General features: G+C 35.0%; 21 protein-coding genes and 1 riboswitch. Of the genes, 17 read left to right on the top strand and 4 right to left on the bottom strand.

Going from position 1 to position 17,938, the window contains the following annotated elements; genetic code table 11:
* Nucleotides 1-138: 138 nt before the first annotated feature.
* Complete coding sequence (locus FH508_RS15520; RefSeq protein WP_172772001.1) at nt 139-2,034, top strand: LTA synthase family protein; 1,896 nt, start codon at nt 139-141, stop codon at nt 2,032-2,034.
* A gap of 307 nt (nt 2,035-2,341) precedes the next feature.
* Here the strand turns inward: FH508_RS15520 and FH508_RS15515 are convergent, their stop codons facing one another.
* On the bottom strand, nt 2,342-2,878 hold the full coding sequence (locus FH508_RS15515) for a TlpA family protein disulfide reductase (protein WP_172772000.1): 537 nt from the start codon (nt 2,876-2,878) through the stop codon (nt 2,342-2,344).
* Nucleotides 2,879-3,071: 193 nt separating this feature from the next.
* Nucleotides 3,072-3,251 carry a DUF2759 domain-containing protein gene (locus tag FH508_RS15510; RefSeq protein ID WP_172771999.1) on the bottom strand — a complete coding sequence of 60 codons (180 nt, stop codon included), beginning with the start codon at nt 3,249-3,251 and terminating at the stop codon, nt 3,072-3,074.
* 168 nt (nt 3,252-3,419) lie between these two features.
* On the opposite strand from FH508_RS15510, the gene FH508_RS15505 reads away from it, so the two are divergent.
* On the top strand, nt 3,420-4,064 hold the full coding sequence (locus tag FH508_RS15505) for an MBL fold metallo-hydrolase (RefSeq protein ID WP_172771998.1): 645 nt from the start codon (nt 3,420-3,422) through the stop codon (nt 4,062-4,064).
* Nucleotides 4,065-4,177: 113 nt separating this feature from the next.
* Here FH508_RS15505 and FH508_RS15500 read toward each other — a convergent pair whose 3' ends face one another.
* Both FH508_RS15500 and FH508_RS15495 read right to left on the bottom strand, forming a co-directional pair.
* Nucleotides 4,178-4,420 carry a DUF2626 family protein gene (locus FH508_RS15500; RefSeq protein WP_024361272.1) on the bottom strand — a complete coding sequence of 81 codons (243 nt, stop codon included), beginning with the start codon at nt 4,418-4,420 and terminating at the stop codon, nt 4,178-4,180.
* A 118-nt stretch (nt 4,421-4,538) separates the two neighbouring features.
* Nucleotides 4,539-5,249: a helix-turn-helix transcriptional regulator gene (locus FH508_RS15495; protein WP_172771997.1), complete on the bottom strand. Its 711-nt coding sequence runs from the start codon at nt 5,247-5,249 to the stop codon at nt 4,539-4,541.
* A 325-nt stretch (nt 5,250-5,574) separates the two neighbouring features.
* Between FH508_RS15495 and comGA the strand changes: the two genes are divergently transcribed.
* The 15 genes from comGA to FH508_RS15420 all read left to right on the top strand — a co-directional run bounded on the left by comGA (nt 5,575) and on the right by FH508_RS15420 (nt 17,590).
* Nucleotides 5,575-6,597: a competence type IV pilus ATPase ComGA gene (gene comGA, locus FH508_RS15490; RefSeq protein WP_172771996.1), complete on the top strand. Its 1,023-nt coding sequence runs from the start codon at nt 5,575-5,577 to the stop codon at nt 6,595-6,597.
* Nucleotides 6,572-7,651: a competence type IV pilus assembly protein ComGB gene (gene comGB / locus FH508_RS15485; protein ID WP_172771995.1), complete on the top strand. Its 1,080-nt coding sequence runs from the start codon at nt 6,572-6,574 to the stop codon at nt 7,649-7,651. The genes comGA and comGB overlap by 26 nt, the downstream gene beginning before the upstream one ends.
* 14 nt (nt 7,652-7,665) lie before the next feature.
* Nucleotides 7,666-8,007 carry a competence type IV pilus major pilin ComGC gene (gene comGC / locus FH508_RS15480; RefSeq protein ID WP_172771994.1) on the top strand — a complete coding sequence of 114 codons (342 nt, stop codon included), beginning with the start codon at nt 7,666-7,668 and terminating at the stop codon, nt 8,005-8,007.
* Nucleotides 8,004-8,444: a competence type IV pilus minor pilin ComGD gene (gene comGD / locus FH508_RS15475; protein ID WP_172771993.1), complete on the top strand. Its 441-nt coding sequence runs from the start codon at nt 8,004-8,006 to the stop codon at nt 8,442-8,444. The genes comGC and comGD overlap by 4 nt, the downstream gene beginning before the upstream one ends.
* A complete protein-coding gene (locus FH508_RS15470; protein WP_172771992.1) occupies nt 8,441-8,755 on the top strand; it encodes a hypothetical protein in 315 nt (104 codons plus the stop codon). Before comGD ends, FH508_RS15470 begins: the two co-directional genes overlap by 4 nt.
* Nucleotides 8,752-9,177 (top strand): competence type IV pilus minor pilin ComGF, encoded by a 426-nt coding sequence (comGF, locus tag FH508_RS15465; RefSeq protein WP_172771991.1) that lies wholly within the window; start codon nt 8,752-8,754, stop codon nt 9,175-9,177. Before FH508_RS15470 ends, comGF begins: the two co-directional genes overlap by 4 nt.
* Nucleotides 9,155-9,355 (top strand): hypothetical protein, encoded by a 201-nt coding sequence (locus tag FH508_RS15460; protein ID WP_172771990.1) that lies wholly within the window; start codon nt 9,155-9,157, stop codon nt 9,353-9,355. Before comGF ends, FH508_RS15460 begins: the two co-directional genes overlap by 23 nt.
* 16 nt (nt 9,356-9,371) lie before the next feature.
* A complete protein-coding gene (locus FH508_RS15455; protein ID WP_172771989.1) occupies nt 9,372-9,890 on the top strand; it encodes a shikimate kinase in 519 nt (172 codons plus the stop codon).
* Between the two features lie 142 nt (nt 9,891-10,032).
* Nucleotides 10,033-10,125, top strand: a riboswitch (glycine riboswitch).
* Between the two features lie 280 nt (nt 10,126-10,405).
* Complete coding sequence (gcvT, locus tag FH508_RS15450) at nt 10,406-11,509, top strand: glycine cleavage system aminomethyltransferase GcvT (protein ID WP_172771988.1); 1,104 nt, start codon at nt 10,406-10,408, stop codon at nt 11,507-11,509.
* Between the two features lie 25 nt (nt 11,510-11,534).
* A complete protein-coding gene (gene gcvPA, locus FH508_RS15445) occupies nt 11,535-12,881 on the top strand; it encodes an aminomethyl-transferring glycine dehydrogenase subunit GcvPA (protein WP_172771987.1) in 1,347 nt (448 codons plus the stop codon).
* Nucleotides 12,874-14,337, top strand: a complete 1,464-nt coding sequence (gcvPB, locus tag FH508_RS15440; protein WP_172771986.1) for an aminomethyl-transferring glycine dehydrogenase subunit GcvPB — start codon at nt 12,874-12,876, stop codon at nt 14,335-14,337. The genes gcvPA and gcvPB overlap by 8 nt, the downstream gene beginning before the upstream one ends.
* Nucleotides 14,338-14,574: 237 nt before the next feature.
* Nucleotides 14,575-15,387 (top strand): hypothetical protein, encoded by an 813-nt coding sequence (locus tag FH508_RS15435; protein WP_139859868.1) that lies wholly within the window; start codon nt 14,575-14,577, stop codon nt 15,385-15,387.
* 17 nt (nt 15,388-15,404) lie between these two features.
* Nucleotides 15,405-15,878 carry a hypothetical protein gene (locus FH508_RS15430; protein WP_139859870.1) on the top strand — a complete coding sequence of 158 codons (474 nt, stop codon included), beginning with the start codon at nt 15,405-15,407 and terminating at the stop codon, nt 15,876-15,878.
* Nucleotides 15,879-15,899: 21 nt separating this feature from the next.
* A complete protein-coding gene (locus FH508_RS15425; protein WP_139859872.1) occupies nt 15,900-16,376 on the top strand; it encodes a hypothetical protein in 477 nt (158 codons plus the stop codon).
* Nucleotides 16,377-16,666: 290 nt separating this feature from the next.
* On the top strand, nt 16,667-17,590 hold the full coding sequence (locus FH508_RS15420) for a serine/threonine-protein kinase (RefSeq protein ID WP_139859873.1): 924 nt from the start codon (nt 16,667-16,669) through the stop codon (nt 17,588-17,590).
* The last annotated feature ends 348 nt before the right edge of the window (nt 17,591-17,938 follow it).

Below are 17,938 nucleotides of genomic sequence, written 5' to 3'. Positions count from 1 at the left end.
GTCGTGATGACTTCCAAAAAAATATATCTGTTGATTATCTGTAAAAAAAGGATTAAGATATATTTTGTTTCAGTAATAAATTGTAACAGTTTGATAAATTTTATTATTTTTTTGTAAGGAATAGGGAGGATGTTAGGAATGAAATTAACAAAGTGGCCTAAACATTCATTTATGATACTAGCAATCGTAGCAACTTGGATAAAAACGGTCATTGTTTACCACACAAGCTTTGAGTTGAAGTTAGAAAATGCGATGCAACAATTCATATTGTTTATCAATCCATTAAGTTTTGTACTGTTTATTTATGGATTATCATTATTCTTTAAAACACCTAAAATACGGAATCGTTATATAATTACTATTAGTGTCTTATTATCAATTGTTTTATATGGAAATGTTGCGTTCTATCGATTCTACAATGACTTTATTACATTGCCAGTATTATTCCAAACAAGTAACTTTAGTGATTTAGGAACTTCAGCTGCAGCTATTATCAACCCTTGGGATCTTTTATATTTTGCGGATGTATTTATATTAATTATTGCAAATAAATATTTACCAAGAATGAAAGAAGCAGTAAAAGTAAACGTTGAATTCCGACGTGCATTTTTCGTTTTAGCAATTGCAATGACATTTTTAAACTTAGGTTTAGCAGAAACTGAGCGTCCTCAATTGTTAACACGAAGCTTTGACCGTGAACTTCTTGTAAAAAATATTGGTACGTACAACTATCATTTATATGATATTTATATTCAGTCTAAATCATCTGCACAACGCGCATTAGCGGATGGCAGTGAATTAGTAGAAGTGAACAACTACATTCGTTCTAACCAAGCGGCAAGCGACGAAAATAAGTTTGGCAAATACAAAGATCGTAACTTAATTGTTGTTTCACTTGAATCATTACAAAACTTTGTAATTAATAATGACATGGACGGACACGAAATCACGCCGTTCTTAAATTCTTTAACAAAAGATTCAGATACGTATTATTTCAATAATTTCTACCATCAAACAGGTTTAGGAAAAACATCTGACTCAGAGTTTATTTTAGAAAACTCATTATTCGGTCTTGGTCGTGGTGCAGTATTCTTTACACATGGTGGTAATACGTACAATTCCATGGCAGAGCGCCTTGGGGAAAATGGATACTTTACAAACGTTATGCACCCGAACAATAAATCGTTCTGGAATCGTGACATGATGTATCAATCTTTAAAAATTAATAAATTCTATGATGTAGATTCATATACAGTAGAAGAAGGGCAAGCTGTCAACTGGGGAATGAAGGACATTCCATTCATGGAGCAATCTGCGGCGTTGATGAAAGACATGCCACAACCATTCTACTCTCGTTTAATTACATTAACGAACCACTATCCATTCACTTTGGACCCAGAAGACGTAATGATTCCTGAATACACATCAAACTCAGGCACATTAAATCGTTACTTCCAAACAGTTCGTTATATGGATGAAGCTTTAAAAGACTTCTTCCAAGATTTAAAAGATCAAGGTGTTTACGATAATTCAATTATCGTTATGTACGGTGACCATTACGGTATTTCTGAAAATCATAATAAAGCAATGGCACAATATTTAGGTAAAGATGGCATAACACCATATGATAATGCATTGTTACAAGAAGTACCTTTATTCATCCACATCCCTGGAGATGGGGAAGGAAAAGAAATGGAAGAGGTTTCTGGTCAAATAGATTTACGACCAACAATTTTACATTTACTGGGTATTGAAACATCAAAAGATATGCAGCTTGGTGCAGATTTATTCTCACCAGAGCATGAAGATTTCGTTATTTTCCGTGACGGACGTTTCATTACAGATAAATATGTTTATGCTGGTGAAGCATGCTATGACAAAGCAACAGGTGAACAAATTGATGTAGCGCCTTGCCAACCATATGCAGATCGTGCAACAACCGAATTGGAAAACTCTGATGCTATCATCAATGGGGACTTGCTCCGATTCTATGATGAAAAAACAGGTAATTTAAAACAAAATGCAGTGAAGTAAAACAATAAATGGTGTACTAGATTATTTCTAGTACACCATTTTTATGTGCCAGTCACCCAAACAATTCTGAAAATTTACCAATCGAGTAGCCTCCTGCGGGAACGCACAAATTGTAAGATACAACAAGCCGCGCGACAGCGAGGGTTGTGGCTTACATTTATACCCGCGGAAAGCGAAGTGGAATTTTACGATTTAGAAAGGTAACACAATGGGAGGAAAACAACTCAATAAAATTGTAAAATGCACCTAATACTGCTTTGCTAGATGATTTTCACAATGTGTAAGGGCGTACAGGATATTTACTTACTTAAAGATTCGATATTAATTGTTGTAAGTGTTCATGTGTCAGTTGCCCTTTAATTGTATGCTTTAAAACACCTTCCGTATCAATAATAAAGGTTGTAGGGTAGGCAAAAACTTCAAAAGATTTACCAAGTGATCGATCGTTATCTAAAAAAATAGGGAACTTCAAATCATATAATTGCTGAAATTTAATAGCATTTTCACGACTATCATTAGAAGTCGCATTAATCGCTAATAACTCAACATTAGCAGGCTTCTGCTCATAAAAAGTATTGAGGTCTGGCGCTTCTTCCTGACAAGGTCCACACCAAGATGCCCAAAAATTGATAACAAGAATTTTACCTTTATAATCATGGAGTGTCGTCGTTGATTCATCTAAACGAGTTAATGACGTATTAAAGTTAATCGACTTAGAACCGCTTTGTTGATCTACAATCAATTTTGGTGATTCCTCTTTAAATAACTGGTTCTTCACTGTAATGCCTATTAGAGATAAGACTACTAATAATGAAATAACGATAAAAATGTTTTTCCGTTTCATGACAATCTCCTTTATGTATTTGTTAGGAATCAATAATTCATAAATTATTGTTCCATTTCTTCAAAATACTTACTTATATCATAACGTAATTTTTTAAAAGTTACCTCCTAATTTTAAACATTTATTTGTAGGTAATTTACGACATAGAAAAAGAGCAGTCTCACATAGAGACTGCTCTTTTTCTGTCTAAATTTTAGTGTAACGTTGGTGGATATCCGCTATGAATGATTGTCATAATGACGAACCAGCCGAATACTCCAGCACTCGCTAAGTTGAAAACAATACTTAGTAAGTTCTTTTCTTTAATTGCTTGGAATGTACCAACGACAGCAAAAATCGCTACTAGACCAAAAATAACCATTAATAAGTTCATTAAAAAAGACACTCCTTTCGACATCAGAAAATGAATGTCGTAAACAATATTCCTCCTTAATTGTAAACGTTCTACCTGTTTTTGTCGAGGACTATTATAGAGCAAAGTATGAACTTTTATCGTCAAATTGTGGCAAAGAATGTATAATATGAAGTTGAGGTGATAAGTATGATGAACGTACGAAGCTATTCCCTTGGACCAGTCCAAACGAATTGTTATATCGTATCGAATAAAGAGAAAGAATGTTTAATTTTTGATCCAGGAGAAGAAGCTGCAAAAATTATTAAAGCAATTCGCAGTAATGGACTGAAGCCAATAGGCATTTTTCTAACGCATGCCCATTTTGATCATATTGGTGCGGTGGATGAAGTAAGGGAGACTTTTAATATTCCGCTATGGATTCACGAAAAAGAGGTAAGCTGGCTAGGTGACCCGACGAAAAATGGCTCTAGTAAATATGCGGCATTACCAGATTATACAGTAGCAGCTCCTGCTGAGGAACATATTATTAAACAAGAACAGCAATTTGAAATAAGTAATTTCGTTTTTAAGGCAGTATTTACACCTGGACATTCACCTGGTAGTATTTCATATATTTTCGAACAGGATGGATTTGCCATTGTTGGAGATACATTATTTGAGCAAGGAGTAGGACGTACAGATTTACTTGGTGGATCGACTAAACTATTACTTGCATCCATTCATGATAAATTATTATCATTACCCGAGGATACAATTGTTTACCCAGGTCATGGAAATTACACAACAGTTGGTACAGAAATGGAAACAAATCCATTTTTAAACGGATTTTAATTGTTATCGACATAGATAGGATGCGTGTTTTACAATAGTGTTAAAGTGAAATAAGTATGCATACAAAATAAAAAAAGCGTGTCTCAAAATGTTGAGACACGCGATTTTTTGTATTAATGACCGCCGCCAGGTACGTGTATGAATGTTGTATAGTACGTGAAGCCAGCGAAGAATACAGTTAAATATGCTCCGAAAATGTACATGTACATACGCTCTGAAAGGTTTAAGAAGCCTAATAATAAGAATAAACCTGTATTACCTACGAATAATAGCGATACCTCGTTCATACCACCAAGGTAGAACATAACTGCAAAAATACCTGTCCAGAATGCCATAACTTTATACATATTATCCATGAAGATTTCCCCTCCTTTTGCCCACGACACAATAATCTCTTACTCATTATAAATGATATGAAAGGTGTCTGTAAACTGGAACTTCTGCTTCTTTGTGACAAACAAATGGATTTTTAATTTAGCTATCGATTTCTGTCACGTTAATTTCATATTTGCATAAATCGCAATTATGTACCATACTTTCGATTTGAACAAATTCATTATTAGAAAATAATGCGTTTAATTGCCCTTTCAAATAAGACTCATGTAAAGTACAAACAATCTCAGAATGGGTATTAAGCTGCTCTTGGAACGGGCAGTTAAAAATAGAAAAGATAACTTTTTTTCCATTTTCCGACTGCTGTATTTGTGGAACATAGCCAATTAATGCGGCATTATCTGTTAATAGCTGAAGCTTTTGTTCAAAGGATAGCATATTATTTAATTTTAATTCAGCGTTAACATAATTTTTCATTTGCTGATAACCATCTTGATAACTAATTTCCTGACATTTTGTTAGTGCGGTTGGACCTAATTCTTCCACTAGTTGAATTGTCCATTTTAATAAACGATCTTCGTCACGTCTTGGGAAAGTTAGTGAAACACCTTTTTCAGACGCCTTATAAACACGACCAGGTCTTCCGCCTTTACCAGTTTTTGCGAAATCTGCAGAAATAATATTGATTTCTGATAGCTTTGTTAAGTGAAGGCGAGCAACGTTAGGATGTATGCTAAATTTATCAGCAATATTTTGTACTGTTACAGTTTTTTTCTCCTTCAAAATATACTCGTAAATGGAATATCTTGTTTCATCGGCTAATGTACTAGTAATTTTTAATGGATGGATCATTTACATCACCTCTATTTAATTTTTTGGAAAATTGTAGTTGGTCAAAAGCTAGGAAAAAAATCATGTTGATTCTATTATATTGTATTATTGGAAAAGTTACAGTTTCTTTAGGCATAATTATTATCTTTTTCGCATGTTTTGTTCATATTTTGTGAAAAAATGTATGTTATCCACAACTTTTTTTGAAAAATCTAGATTTCATAGTGAAATGGCTTTCAAGATTTTTTTTTAGGAAAAGGGCTTTTCTCGTAACACAGACACCTTTATACTAGGAAATAACGAATAGAGCGGTCATATTCGAATGAACTAGAAAGAGGGTGTCGATATGCAAACTTTTGAATCTGTTGTAGAACAAAAAAGTGAGCATCTTTTAGTAAAAGCCTATCATTTTGGTGCTTCCGATTTATTACTCATACCGGAAGAAAGTCGATATATCATCTATTTTCGTAAATATGATAAGTTGATACAGGCAGGTGAGCTCCCCAGCGAACTTGCTGAGCGAATCGTGTCCTATTATAAATATTTAGCGGCATTAGATATTAGTGAGCGCCGTAAACCTCAAAGCGGCTCATTTCAAAAAATAGTTGAGCAAAACCATTTTGCTTTTCGAGTTTCTACACTTCCTTCCGCGTATTTAAAAGAAAGCCTTATTATTCGGCTTCTACTTCAAAATCATGCATTTCCACTTACTTCGTTAAGTTATTCCGAATGCGCAGCACAAAAATTAACAAAACTTGTTGAAAATCAACAGGGAATTTTATTATTTTGCGGTGCAACGGGTTCTGGAAAAACTACGTCCCTGTACTCTTTAATTCACCATTGTACATCTGTCCTTCATCGCCATGTAATCTCATTAGAGGATCCAGTTGAGAACAATCAAGTTAATCTTCTCCAAATCCAAGTAAATGAACGAGCAGGTATTACCTATTCCACAGGCTTAAAAGCGATTTTACGTCACTCCCCAGATGTAATTATGATTGGAGAAATTCGCGATCAAGAAACAGCAAAGATTGCAATCGAAGCGGCGTTAACTGGTCATTTGGTACTTTCTACAATCCATGCTAAAGATTCTGTAAGTTGTCTCTATCGGCTCATTGATTTGGGCGTTTCTCAAGAAGAACTTCGTCAAACCGTAATAGGAATTGTCGCTCAAATTCTTATACAAATACAACAACAGCAAGAGGGGCGAAAAGCATTGTTTGAAATATTAAGTGATGACTATCTTGCTAAGGCCATAGATGCCCTTAAGCAAAATTTCGTATATGAATTGCCCTATCTTCTAACACTTGCTGGTCAAAAAGAAGAAATTATGAGGCAAAGCTATGCAAAAGCTCAGCACATTTATTAACAGGCTTACATTGAATTATAAAAGAGCCACAATATGGAGACTAAAGGAACAAGCTCAGTTTATTAGTCGTTTAAGTGTATTAATACAGGAAGGCTATTTGTTTCCACAAGCAGTTTCCATGCTATTGCCACATCACGTAGAAAAGCATGAGGAGGTACAACTGTTTGTAGATGAAGCACTTAGGCAAGGAAAAGGAGTTATAGGTGTATTCGAAATATTACAACTACCGAAGCATTATTTAATAGCTATTGCTATTGCTGAAAATAATGGGCATATGATTGAAGCATTAAAAGTTCTCGCAAATCAAATGGCAATGAGCCAAGAGACAAAGAGAAAATTTATAAAGCTACTTTTGTACCCAATCACACTCACTGTATTTTTGCTTCTATTGTTTTTAGTATTTCGAACAATTTTCTTTCCTAACATAGAAAAAATGGTTTTAAGCCGTAACAATGGAATAGGAGAAGAAACAAGTATTGCTTTCTCAAAACTTTTATTACATGTCCCTGATGGACTTGTAATAGTTGGCATTGTTATGACATGTAGTAGTATTGTTTTTCAACGTTTGCTATTAAGACAGTCGATTGCGCGTAGGCTTTATGTCATATTGAAAATACCTTTTGTTAATCGTTATTTTCGATTAACGATAACAAGACAATTTTCTGCGTATTTAGGAAGCCTGCTTCATAGTGGTTTCTCTCTACAAGCTAGCCTGCAAATTTTAGAAGAGCAACAATTTCAACCATATGTTCAATATTTGGCAAGTCGTATAAAGGAAAGAGTTACATATGGTGATTCGTTAACACAGGCTGTCGTTTTTATAACAGTATGGCAAAATGATTTTTCGACTTTTGTAGAACATGGTGAACAAAGTGGTTATTTAGGAAAAGAGTTAACACTGTATAGTGAATTATTGCTAGAAAAGCAAGAACTTCTTTTACAGAGAATGCTTGCTTTTGTACAACCTTCGTTTTTTGTTTTTATTGCGTTATGTATAGTTGCTGCCTATGTAAGTTTATTATTGCCGATATACCACATGATAGAACTAGTATAGGAGGAGTACCTACAATGAAACTTATTAAACAAGAAGCTGGATTTACACTAATTGAAATGTTAATCGTCTTGTTGATTATTTCAATCCTAATACTAATTTCAATTCCGAATGTATCTAAACATTTTGCGACAATTGATGAAAAGGGCTGCACTGCCTATATAGCTATGGTGCAAGGGCAAGTAGAGGCATATCGAGTAGATTTTATGGAATATCCCACTTTAGAAGATTTGCTATCAAAGGGTTATTTAAAAGAACAGGGAAAGACTTGTCCAAATAAAGAAGAAATCATTATTACCAATAAAGGGGAGGTTCGATTAGCCAAACAGCCCTCTTTAACAGAGGCTGATGGTCAATGAACTATCAAAAAAATGAGCGCGGCTATACACTAGTCGAGATAGTACTTGTGTTGTTTGTTGTAATGACGTTAACAGCTATTGTGACGAAATTTTCGTTACAAGTAGTAGAAGCAAAAGAAATTGAACGATTTTTTAGCCAAATTCAATTAGATCTTCAATATATACAAACGTACAGTATGCACGAAAAAGAGTATATATTTATGAAATTTGAAGGTTCATCAAATCGTTATAGTATAAAAAAGGACTTTTATACGAATGTTTATATTCGCCCATTTCCGAAGGGGGTTGAATTATTGTCTGATAGGAGTACTGCCCAAACGATACGATTTAATTTTAAAGGGAATGTCATGACACCAGGAACGGTGTATTTTAAAACACCGATGGGGACTAAAAAGGTTGTCATAACTTTAGGTCGAGGGAGAGCAAGAGTTGAATGAATGAAAAAGGCTATTCGTTTGTCGAAACAATCTTATCTGTCTTTATTTTCATGTTACTCTGCACAACTATAATTCCTATTAGCTATACGATGAAAACGAATTTATACAATCAAAAGCTTGAAGTCGCTGCAGCTGAAACAGCCTATGAAGGCTTGAAGCAGTATCAGTTTTTACAGCAAGTCGAAGGGGTAAGGACAATTGACGAGGTGAGCTACCACTGGTTGTTTGATGGACAGGGAATATGTGTAACGTTTCAAAACACGCGAGAGCTGCGTCAAAAGTGTATTCAACAAACAGGTGAAATTCGATGAATGAAAAAGGCTATACATTACTGGAAGCGTTGTTTCAATTAATCGTATTTGTGCTAGTTTGTCATTTATTCCTATTGGTTATCCTTTGGGCTGCTAATATGAAAACAACGATGCTAACAGATGAACAATCAAAGTGGGAGTTGTTTGTTTTCGACATGAATATGCATTTAGCAAATGCTTCGTCAATAACAATTAGGAGAGATCAAAGAAGAATCACTTTGCAAGCGTCAAATACTCTTCATCATTTTGATTGCTATCGCAATATGATTCGAGAACAGGTGAATGGCGGCCATGTACCAATGCTTATTGGAATTAATAAATGTCAGTTCGACCTTAATGATAATGAACTCACAATAGCTGTCGAATTTCCAAGCGGGTTAAAAAAGGAGCGGACCTATTATGTACCAATTTTTGAAAAATGATAGAGGGGCTATATTTTTAATCGCAATTGCATTATTATTTTTTGTAACTACTTTTGTTCTTGCGTATTGCATGTCTTATGAGATTCAGTTTCGAACATATAATGGACTAGAAAAGATGAATGTTCGAGCTACGATAAATTTATTAGGACAAATTTTGTCAGACAGTGTAGAATCGTAGTAAGAAGGTGATTCGAATGCGAAAAATATATTTAGTTGGCTTTATGGGCTGCGGGAAAAGTGCGTTAGGAAGAAGGTTAAGCTATTTATTAAAGTTACCGTACTATGATATGGATCATGAAATTGTCAGACAGCAGGGAATGACGATTCCACAGATTTTTGAGAAATATGGAGAGGCTCGTTTCCGTGAAATAGAAACGGAATTTTTGAAAAATTTCCGCGACGAGGCATGTATTATCTCTACAGGTGGCGGTGTAGCTGTAAATGGGGAAAATCGGAAAATTATGAAACGCAGTGGACTTGTATTCTTTTTAGATGCGACATTCGAAGATATTTATAAACGAATACAGCATGATCCAAATCGACCAATTGTACAAAGCTCAACAAAGGAACAGCTAGAAGAGCTGTATCATTACAGAAGGAAATTCTATCGTGAAGCAGGACATATTCAAGTTCTTACAGAAGGTAGAACAATTCGACACATTCTCGAGTATTTAGTATTTCAAGTGAAAAGATTGAAAAGCGAACGATGGTAAAAGTAAAAGGTGATAATATTCGTCTTTTAAGTTAATTTAAAAAATGTTTGCCTTTTCAATACAATCAATGTTAGGATATAGACTAATAAGGTAACTTTTTGTACATTGAATACTAAATAGTACCAAGAGCAATCTTGGGCGGATGATTGTACGGGGAGAGCGCGTGTAGACGCCACCGAAGGAGCAAGTAGCAAAGGGCTATGAATCTCTCAGGTAAAAGGACTCGTACAAGACGCAACTCTGGAGAGAGCTGTAATACAACAGCCACCAAAGGGGAAAGCCTACTACCTGGCATTTTCGTTATGCGAGTTAGTTTGGTGTAACTTTCAGGTGCAAGGACAGAGAATCCCGAAAAGGGGTTCGTCTGTCTTTTTTTATGTCTAGACATTTGTCAAATGTACAATCGGCAAGTATGAATGCTTGCTACGTATATAGACTTATGCCCTTTAAGATGTCGAAAAAGCAGACGAACTACTACCAGTAAAAATGATACTAACAATAAGGAGGCAATAGTAATGACGAACGAATTAAAACGTACACCTCTATTTGACGAATATGCAAAGTATGGTGGTAAGACAATTGACTTCGGTGGATGGGAATTACCAGTACAATTCTCTTCAATTAAAGAAGAACATGATGCAGTGCGTAATCGTGCAGGCTTATTTGATGTGTCACACATGGGTGAAATTTTAGTAACTGGTCCTGAGGCTTTAGATTTTTTACAAAATCTGTTGTCAAATGACATTTCGAAAATTGCTACAGGTCAAGCGCAATACAATGCGATGTGCTATGAAGATGGTGGCGTTGTTGATGATTTATTAACTTATAAACTAGCAGACAATCATTATTTACTATGTGTCAATGCGGCAAATATAGAAAAAGATTATGACTGGATGATGGAAAACCAACATCAATATGATGTGACAATTGACAATCAATCTAATTCATATGCTCAAATCGCTCTACAAGGGCCATTAGCTGAAGAGCTTCTTCAATCATTAACAGCAACGGATTTAAGTGCAATTAAATACTTCCGCTTCCAAGATGATGTAGAAATTGCAGGACATAAAGCATTAGTTTCTCGCAGTGGTTATACAGGAGAAGATGGCTTTGAACTTTATGGTGCGCCAGCAGACATTAAAGCATTGTGGGATATCATTCTAGAGGCTGGAAAAGACAAAGGCGTTGTGCCAGCAGGCTTAGGCTGCCGTGATACTCTACGCTTTGAAGCAGGACTGCCACTTTATGGGCAAGAACTATCTGCTACCATTTCACCACTTGAAGCGGGCATTGGCTTTGCTGTGAAATTAAATAAAGAAGACTTTATTGGTCATGATGCGTTAGTTGAGCAAAAAGAAAATGGATTAGCGCGTAAAATTGTAGGTATTGAAATGATCGATAAAGGGATTCCACGTCATGGATACAAAGTGTTCAAAGATGGTAAAGAAATCGGTGAAGTGACAACAGGTACTCAGCTTCCTTCTTCTAAACGTAATGTTGGTAACGCATTAATTGACAGTCAATTCGCAACAATCGGAACTGAATTGGAAATTGAAATTCGTGGTAAGCACTTAAAAGTAGTGACAGTTGAAACACCGTTTTATAAGCGTTCAAAATAAAATTTGAAAAGAGGGACCTACATTTATGAAACATCGTTATTTACCAATGACGGAGCAAGACAAACAAGAAATGTTAGACGTAGTTGGTGTATCATCAGTCGATGAGTTATTCGAGGATATTCCAGAAAAAGTACGTTTCAAAGGCCTTTATGATATTAAAGAAGCAAAATCAGAATCTGCACTTTTAAAAGAATTAGCAGCCCTTGCTGCAAAAAATAATGATACGAATGCGAACGTATCATTCTTAGGCGCAGGTGTCTACAATCACTATAAACCGATTATTGTAGACCATGTCATTTCTCGTTCAGAGTTTTATACTGCGTACACACCTTACCAACCTGAAATCTCACAAGGGGAATTACAAGCGATTTTTGAATTCCAAACAATGATTGCTGAGCTTACAGGAATGGATCTTGCAAACTCATCTATGTATGATGGCGGAACGGCACTAGCGGAAGCAGGTATGCTAGCTGCAGGACATACACGTCGTAAGAAAATTTTAGTATCTGAAACGGTTCACCCTGAATATCGTGATGTCGTTGCTACATATGCATACGGTCAATCAATTGACATCGTAACAATCCCTCATAAAGATGGTGTGACAGATGTTGAAGCTTTAAAAGAGCTGATTGATGATAATACAGCGGCTGTTATTGCACAATATCCAAACTTCTTTGGTCAAGTAGAGGATTTACAAGTAATCGGTGATATTGCACATGATGCAAAAAGTTTATTTGTTGTATCATCTAACCCACTTGCACTTGGTATTTTAACACCTCCAGGTAAGCTTGGTGCTGATATTTGTGTTGGTGATGCACAAGTATTTGGCATTGCTGAAAGCTTCGGTGGTCCACACTGTGGTTACTTCGCGGTGACTACAAAATTAATGCGTAAAGTTCCTGGCCGACTTGTTGGTGAAACGGTAGATGGTGAAGGTCGCCGTGGTTATGTGTTAACGTTACAAGCACGTGAACAACATATCCGTCGTGATAAAGCTACATCTAACATTTGTTCAAACCAAGCACTTTTAGCACTTGCAGCTTCTGTTGCAATGACAGCTTTAGGAAAGCAAGGCGTTCGAGAAATGGCTACGCAAAATATTGCGAAAACACGCTACGCAAAAAATGCCTTTGAAGCGGCAGGCTTTACCGTTGCTTTCCAAGGTGCGCATTTTAACGAAATCGTTGTGAAAACAAATAAATGCGTGAAAGAAATCAATAAAGGCTTAATTAAAAAAGGTATTATCGGCGGTTATCCTTTAGGTCAAACTTACGATTCACTTAAACAACATGTACTAATCGCTGTAACAGAATTACGCACGAAGGAAGAAATTGATGCACTTGTTGCAGAAATGGGGGCTCTCAATGCATAACGAAAATCAATCACTCATTTTTGAAATTACAAAAGAAGGTCGCGTAGGGTATAGCTTAGAAGCTTTAGATGTACCAGAAGTCGATCTTGCAGATTTACTTCCTGCAAACTTAATTCGTGAAGAAGCAGCTGAGTTACCAGAAGTTGCGGAACTTGATATTATGCGTCATTACACTGCGTTATCTCGTCGTAATCACGGTGTAGACTCTGGTTTCTATCCACTTGGTTCATGTACGATGAAATATAACCCAAAAATTAATGAGTCAGTTGCACGTTTTTCTGGTTTTGCTAATGTTCATCCATTACAAGATGAATCAACAGTACAAGGGGCAATGGAGCTTCTTTATGAACTTCAAACATCTTTAGTAGAAATTACAGGAATGGATGAAGTGACATTACAACCAGCTGCAGGTGCTCATGGCGAATGGACGGCATTAATGATGATCCGTGCTTTCCATGAAGCGAATGGAGAAGGACATCGTAATAAAGTTATCGTTCCTGATTCAGCTCATGGTACGAATCCTGCATCAGCAACAGTTGCAGGCTTTGAAACGATTACAGTAAAATCTGATGAAAATGGCTTAGTAGACATCGAAGATTTACGTAAAGTAGTAGGTTCAGATACAGCGGCATTAATGCTAACAAACCCAAATACGCTTGGTCTATTTGAAGAAAATATTATCGAAATGGCAGAGCTTATCCATGAAGTTGGCGGTAAAGTATACTATGACGGCGCTAACTTAAATGCGGTTATGAGTAAAGCACGTCCTGGCGATATGGGCTTTGACTGTGTACACTTAAACTTACACAAAACATTTACAGGTCCACACGGTGGTGGTGGACCAGGTTCTGGTCCAGTAGGTGTAAAAGCTGATTTAATTCCGTTCCTACCAAAACCAGTACTTGTCAGAACAGAAGAAGGTTCATACCATTTCGATTACGAACGTCCACAATCAATCGGTCGCGTAAAACCTTACTATGGTAACTTCGGTATTAACGTACGTGCATATACGTATATTCGTACGATGGGTCCAGATGGCTTAAAAGCTGTCACAGAATATGCGGTACTAAACGCAAACTACATGATGCGTCGCCTAGAGCCATTCTATGATTTACCATATAACCGTCACTGTAAGCATGAATTTGTGCTATCTGGTCGTCGTCAAAAGAAACTTGGCGTTCGTACATTAGATATTGCAAAACGTCTGTTAGACTTTGGCTACCATCCACCAACAACGTACTTCCCACTAAACGTGGAAGAGGCGTTAATGATCGAGCCTACAGAAACAGAATCAAAAGAAACATTAGATGCATTCTGCGACATTATGATTCAAATTGCGAAAGAAGCAGAAGAAAATCCTTCTATCGTACAAGAAGCCCCACATACAACAGTCGTTACTCGTTTAGACGAAACACGCGCTGCTCGTACACCAGTGCTTCGCTATCAAAAAGCATAATAATACGCAATGCCCGACCAGTATTTTACTATACTGATCGGGCATTTTTTTGTATTTGAGGAAAATTGAAGTTACTTGAAAAGAGAAAAATATTAATCCTTTGAAACGTATTCTAGTAGAATATTTTGATAAAAATATCTCGGATGGAGTGAAATTCCGAAAAAATTTATTATTTTATAGAAAAAACCACCATTGTATAATATACGTAAAATTTAATACTTTCATTGGGAGGTCTATATGTCAATTAATACTAACTTTAATCAGCAACATTCTACTCATGTATCTGTGAAAAGATTTAGTAGCACTAATCCATTAATTGCTACATCAAACCAAAACAATGATAAAAGCATTAAAAATTTTGCCATGCCACAGCGTGACACCGTTGCTATTTCCAGTGAAGCAAGAAATATGCTCCTGGCAGCTCGTGCTTCTGCAAAACCTACCACATGGGTGGATACAGCTTTGAACTGGGCAAAATCTACTGTTAGTTGGCTTAAAAGAGCTGGTCAATTTGCAGTAGATGCAGCTAAAGAAGGTATAGACTTTTTAGTACTGGATGATGTAAGAACGATTTTCAACCCGAATGCTGGCATTACAGAAAAAGGAATAGCTTTAGTTTCTCTCTTTCCAGCGGGGAAAGTGGTTAAATCAGGAAAATTATTCGCACTATTGAAGAAATCAGGGAAATCGGCTGAAATTGATGCCTTTGCTGGTCTAGGTAAAATTCAAAAGTTTAATGCCAAAGGGATTTTATTAGATGGAAATAGCAGTACAGGTTGGGAGCACATTTACAAAAGACATGTTGCGGGCACTACTGCAAATAGAGGTACAACATTATTTCCTAGAGCACTCGGAGATGCACAGATTAAAAATTTAATTATGGAATCATTAGAAAAAGGAACTTTAAAAAGTACTCGTAATGATGGTACTAAAGTTTACACGTATCATCCGAAAAAGTATGGCATTTCTGAGATGACAACAATTGTTACAAAGGATAATATTATTAAAACATCTTATCCAAGAAGTGGGACATCAGTAATAAGAAAATAAACTAAAGGAGACTTAAAATGAAAATAAGATTCGATATCGAAAATGATGTATCTGTGCTTAAAAATAAAAATGTTCATGCAGATTTTTACCTTGATAGCTATTTGGAAGTATTTGTTATCGAAAAAAATAAGGAAGTATTACTTTTCTTTACAACAATGCACAGTACTATTGTTATTGATTTCAATCAACTATTAATAGAGTTGCATCAAACTGGCAAGGAGCAAACTCTTGAGACTTTTGGTAATGCCAATATCTATACATTTAAAAAAGAAGGAGGTAATATTCTGATTACAAACTTTGATGAATTCTCTAATACAGAAGAATGGCTATATTCATTTGATTTTATGGAATTTACGAAGGCTTATACAAAAGAGCTGCGACGATATTTGCATGCGATGGTAATGGAAGAAGCTAACATTATGAAACGTCCAAACTTTATTTTACTTAGACAAGGATTAAATGATTTAGAAAAAAATGTAAAACAGGAATAATTTTGGAGAGATACTATTAACATGAAAATTAGATTTGATCTAGAAGAAGATGATGTATCGGTTCTGAAAAATAAAACCGTCCATGCAGATTATTATCTCGACAGCTATTTAGAAGTATTTGTACTTGAAAATAATAAAGAAACTTTACTCTTCTCCACAACGTTGCACAGTACAATAGTGATTGAATTAAATCACCTATTAATTGATTTATATCAAACGGGCGAGGAGCGAGTTCTTGATACTTTTGGAAATGCGAATGTCTATACTTATAAAAAAGAGGGGAAAAATATAGTCATTACAAATTTTGATGAGTTTTCGGATGCACAAGAATGGCAATATATATTTGATTTTATGGAATTTACGAAGGCTTATACAAAAGAGCTGAAACGATATTTACAGGCGATGGTTGCACAAGAACCAAACAATATGAAACGTCCAAACTTTAAGTTATTGAGCCAAGGATTAGCCGCATTAGAAGCTATAGTTGAGGCAAAATAATTTGGATAGATAAGCAACCAATGAAAATTAGATTCGATTGCAAAAATAATGAACTGAACTAAAAGCGTCCGATTGTTACTTATCGGACGTTTTTTATTTTGATGGATAGAAAAGGCATGTTATGGAGTTGGAAGTTTCATATCCAATAATTATTTTATTAAAAGGTGTAATTTTATATAATTGCTTTAATTTGTATTTTAGTTAAAATAATTACATATTGAGATAGCGTTCTATTTTATGATTATTGTTTTAAGAGCAACAAAATTTGATGAAAGGGAGGAAAAATGAAAATGTCTGTGGCTCAATGTGAAGTAAGCTTACCTGTATATAGTATTCTTCATGATACATATAAAACAAAAGAAGTAATTGCTACTAGTAAATTATCTATTGTTTATTTGGCGGAAACACTCAATGAAGGCAGGCAGGTAACGATTAAAGAGTTTTTCCCACAGGAACTTGCATTACGGGATTTAGATAATAGAGCAGTGATAAATCGTTTGCCATCTACCAAAACAAAATTTGAGGATTTAAAAGCAACTTTTCTAAACGAAGCCATCATCATGAAGCAAATAAGTCATCGAAATATTGTCAATTTTATAGACTTTTTTGAGGAGAATGGAACGCTATATATCATAATGGATTATTATGAAGGCAAGTTATTAGATCATTATTTAAAAGATATTTCACTTAATAATAGGGAGCAATTATACACTAGTATTTTTCTGCCGTTAATGGATGCTTTAAGTTATCTACATAAACAAGGTATTCTACATCGAGACATTAAACCGAGTAATATTATGATCGATTTAGAGGGTAATCCATTTTTACTAGACTTTGGATCTGCGATTTTTTATAAAAATGCCAAAGAATATCAAATTTTTATAAGCCCTGGGTACACTCCTCTTGAGCAATATTCAAATGTCTCTGTACAAGGGGTCTATACAGATATGTATAGTTTAGCAGCAACTTTTTATTATTTATTAACAAATATGGTTCCACCTGATATTTCACAGAGGCTAATTGAGGATAATATTGATCATATAAGAAAATATAATAAAAGGGTAACTATGCTTTTAGCCCATACGATCATGTGGGGAATGGCTTTACAGGCAAAAAAAAGATGCCCTTCTTTAAAAGTTATGAAATGCATTATTCTATTTGAAGAATTTGTCAATAGAATAAGGAACTATTTTAAGGTAAATAATACAAAATAACCAATTAAATGGGATGTATAATCCGATACTATCATTTTACAGTGTAACTAGGAACAAACTTAAACAGCTAAAGGCGTATTTAAAATACACTTTAGGCTGTTTTTTTAATAAAAAAAATGAATAATTACACTTTTTTTTGGAGAAATATCATAAAATTTATAATGTCGCATTTTTATCGAAAAACCATTAGTATCCTATAATTTACATAATATTCTATTGTAAATATTGACAATAAAATTAGATATTGTATAGTTACTTTGTGATACATAATGTCATTTGTGATGTAGATAAAATAGTAATAAAATTTCAACTTCAGTTTTAACGAAACTGTATTTTATTTTACTTTAG

Source organism: Lysinibacillus sp. CD3-6, from assembly GCF_006351725.2.
Lineage (GTDB): Bacteria > Bacillota > Bacilli > Bacillales_A > Planococcaceae > Lysinibacillus.
Note: the sequence above shows the minus strand (reverse complement) of the source record. Positions and strands in the feature narration are given on the sequence as shown.

Bases quoted from the DNA above. Each gene is read 5' to 3' on its own strand.
- FH508_RS15520 (WP_172772001.1), top strand. From the start codon at position 139: ATGAAATTAACAAAGTGGCCTAAACATTCATTTATGATACTAGCAATC.
- FH508_RS15515 (WP_172772000.1), bottom strand. From the start codon at position 2,878: ATGAAACGGAAAAACATTTTTATCGTTATTTCATTATTAGTAGTCTTA.
- FH508_RS15510 (WP_172771999.1), bottom strand. From the start codon at position 3,251: ATGAACTTATTAATGGTTATTTTTGGTCTAGTAGCGATTTTTGCTGTC.
- FH508_RS15505 (WP_172771998.1), top strand. From the start codon at position 3,420: ATGATGAACGTACGAAGCTATTCCCTTGGACCAGTCCAAACGAATTGT.
- FH508_RS15500 (WP_024361272.1), bottom strand. From the start codon at position 4,420: ATGGATAATATGTATAAAGTTATGGCATTCTGGACAGGTATTTTTGCA.
- FH508_RS15495 (WP_172771997.1), bottom strand. From the start codon at position 5,249: ATGATCCATCCATTAAAAATTACTAGTACATTAGCCGATGAAACAAGA.
- comGA (WP_172771996.1), top strand. From the start codon at position 5,575: ATGCAAACTTTTGAATCTGTTGTAGAACAAAAAAGTGAGCATCTTTTA.
- comGB (WP_172771995.1), top strand. From the start codon at position 6,572: ATGCAAAAGCTCAGCACATTTATTAACAGGCTTACATTGAATTATAAA.
- comGC (WP_172771994.1), top strand. From the start codon at position 7,666: ATGAAACTTATTAAACAAGAAGCTGGATTTACACTAATTGAAATGTTA.
- comGD (WP_172771993.1), top strand. From the start codon at position 8,004: ATGAACTATCAAAAAAATGAGCGCGGCTATACACTAGTCGAGATAGTA.
- FH508_RS15470 (WP_172771992.1), top strand. From the start codon at position 8,441: ATGAATGAAAAAGGCTATTCGTTTGTCGAAACAATCTTATCTGTCTTT.
- comGF (WP_172771991.1), top strand. From the start codon at position 8,752: ATGAATGAAAAAGGCTATACATTACTGGAAGCGTTGTTTCAATTAATC.
- FH508_RS15460 (WP_172771990.1), top strand. From the start codon at position 9,155: ATGTACCAATTTTTGAAAAATGATAGAGGGGCTATATTTTTAATCGCA.
- FH508_RS15455 (WP_172771989.1), top strand. From the start codon at position 9,372: ATGCGAAAAATATATTTAGTTGGCTTTATGGGCTGCGGGAAAAGTGCG.
- gcvT (WP_172771988.1), top strand. From the start codon at position 10,406: ATGACGAACGAATTAAAACGTACACCTCTATTTGACGAATATGCAAAG.
- gcvPA (WP_172771987.1), top strand. From the start codon at position 11,535: ATGAAACATCGTTATTTACCAATGACGGAGCAAGACAAACAAGAAATG.
- gcvPB (WP_172771986.1), top strand. From the start codon at position 12,874: ATGCATAACGAAAATCAATCACTCATTTTTGAAATTACAAAAGAAGGT.
- FH508_RS15435 (WP_139859868.1), top strand. From the start codon at position 14,575: ATGTCAATTAATACTAACTTTAATCAGCAACATTCTACTCATGTATCT.
- FH508_RS15430 (WP_139859870.1), top strand. From the start codon at position 15,405: ATGAAAATAAGATTCGATATCGAAAATGATGTATCTGTGCTTAAAAAT.
- FH508_RS15425 (WP_139859872.1), top strand. From the start codon at position 15,900: ATGAAAATTAGATTTGATCTAGAAGAAGATGATGTATCGGTTCTGAAA.
- FH508_RS15420 (WP_139859873.1), top strand. From the start codon at position 16,667: ATGTCTGTGGCTCAATGTGAAGTAAGCTTACCTGTATATAGTATTCTT.